The organism is Bifidobacterium vansinderenii (assembly GCF_002234915.1).
Taxonomy (GTDB): domain Bacteria; phylum Actinomycetota; class Actinomycetes; order Actinomycetales; family Bifidobacteriaceae; genus Galliscardovia; species Galliscardovia vansinderenii.
In genome coordinates this window covers 1-2,065 of sequence record NZ_NEWD01000056.1, presented here as the reverse complement: position 1 = coordinate 2,065, position 2,065 = coordinate 1, and the positions used below count along the sequence as shown (strand labels likewise).

Genomic DNA, 2,065 nt, shown 5'->3' with positions numbered 1-2,065 from the left:
GTTTCTGCTCTGCGTTCCAAGCATCGTTGAACAACTCCTTCAGGGTTTTGTCTTTATCCTTCTTGGGCTTATCGGGCTCGCCGAACTTTTTGATGATAGGGGCTTCGGCCTTAATCATGTCGGTGAACAGTTTCATCACATCCTTTGCTTTTATCTTGCTACTTGTAGCCAGTGCGTGCTTGAAGCATTCTCGGAATTCATTCAATCGAGCAGCCGTATCGTCGTCTTCGTTAGCGTTTTGGAAGAGCAGATCGATAATTCTAGCTATGGCGGTCTCGTCTAAATGTGACACGGTTCCTTCGGAGAATGTTGGATCTTTCTCCAAAGCATCTTCGATCCGTTTGAGAGAAGGATCATCTACCTTGAACACGGTATCCATGAGATCGCGGAACCGCCCCTGATTGTCTTTGTAGAATCGGATGCAGAAGAAATTCTTTAGTTTTTCTTCGCTGGAGTCCGTGCTGATTGGCAATTTGGTTTGTCCGTCATCAACATAGTTGATTGCACAGAATGCCCGACCATATGCTTCGATGAGTTCTTTCGCTTGAAAGTGCCCGTTGCTGCCGGAATGATGTGGCCAAGGAATAATCTGCCATGGTTTGATGTCTTTGAGCACTCGTTCGCTGGCAGGCTTGAATTTTATCTGTTTCTTCCCATCAGGCTTGATTTTTATCTGCTTTCTGGTGAGTCCGAGGTCGTATCGAATAACGCTGTAGGCGCGCGACGTGACGAGCAGCAGAGGTCTGCTGCGATTTTCAATATTGCTCTGGCCTTGGTTTTTGAGACGCTGTTCGTTGGCTTCCTTCAGTATGTCATGCTCAGTCTGGAGCAGCTGGAGCATGGCATTGTCTACTTCGGCGGAATTACCTTCGAGAATCTGATTGAGCAGCGTTGAGTCCGGAGTGGCGATGCCTTTGTAGAAGTCGGTCATGAAACCGCCCCTTAATGGGGTGTCATAGACGGCGCGGACGAACCGACCGATGTTGTCTGACTTGCCGGAGACCTGAGCGTCTAACCCGTATGACCATACCGGATCCGGCTCCGTTGAGGCAAAGAGAGGGCCGGAGAAGTCGTGGTATAGGAGAAGATCAGGCTGATACGGCTTGAGATCATTGCCGCAATAATCTTTGGGGCGCGGGCCGGGATTGATATGCAGCGGTCGATAGGGGGAGATCATGTCTCCCCAGTTAAGAAACAGGAACATGACCTTCGTGTTCGGCCGGTGTTTCTCATCCGTGCAGAACTTATCATATAGCGCACCCAACAGGTCCTTTTTGTCGACGTCGACCTTGTGCTGATGATCCGGTTCGCCGGCATATTCGTAGTCATTACGCAACTGTTCTAAAGCCAGAGAGTCCTGCTCCGATAGAGTGGAGTGACGCTGACTCGTATCAAACGCCCACGTACCAAAGGTGCCGGGCGTTGCTTTACGCATTTCGTCGGCATAACAATCCAGCGCGGATTTCCTCCCGCCAAGCTGACCTTCGGTTATGGCATCACGTAAATCTTTACTACGCGCAATGCATGATACGCATTTGCATTGTTCGTGAGATTCCGATTCCAGTAGCCAGCCCAATTCCCACATTCGTTCTGAATACAATGACCGCTCGTCATCCGTCAGAGTACCGCCGGCGATTATGTCGGCCATCTGTTTGGCCCACTTGTGGTATGCGGTAAATACTGAGGGAGTTTCATAGATGATGCGTTCTAGTTGCTCGGCAAACTGCATCTCATAATCAGTTTTTTCCATATCTATGGCGAAGTGCAGTTGATCTGCAACACTTTTGATCAGATTTTTGCGACGTTCGTCATCCTTGACCAATCGTGCGAGATCATCTTTGATCCCGCTAGCATTTACCTCACGCTGTACTTTCTTGAAATCGTCCAGAGAAATGCCCAGTACGGGATCATCTTCGTTTTGGTATTCCGCAAAATACTGTTTCGTACCCATTTCAATGAACGCGTTGCGTAACGGGTCCTGAGACTTTCTGTCTTCCGGATCATTCGTAGTCATAGACCAACTCCTTTGTTATTGGATGGTTCTGACAGTACTAGTCTCATAGCA

General features: G+C 48.9%; 1 protein-coding gene. It reads right to left on the bottom strand.

The window, feature by feature from the left end; all coding sequences use genetic code 11:
* Positions 1 to 2,014 (bottom strand): hypothetical protein (locus Tam10B_RS12705; protein WP_143248662.1); only part of this gene is annotated, 2,014 nt, incomplete at its 3' end.
* Positions 2,015 to 2,065: the final 51 nt, after the last annotated feature.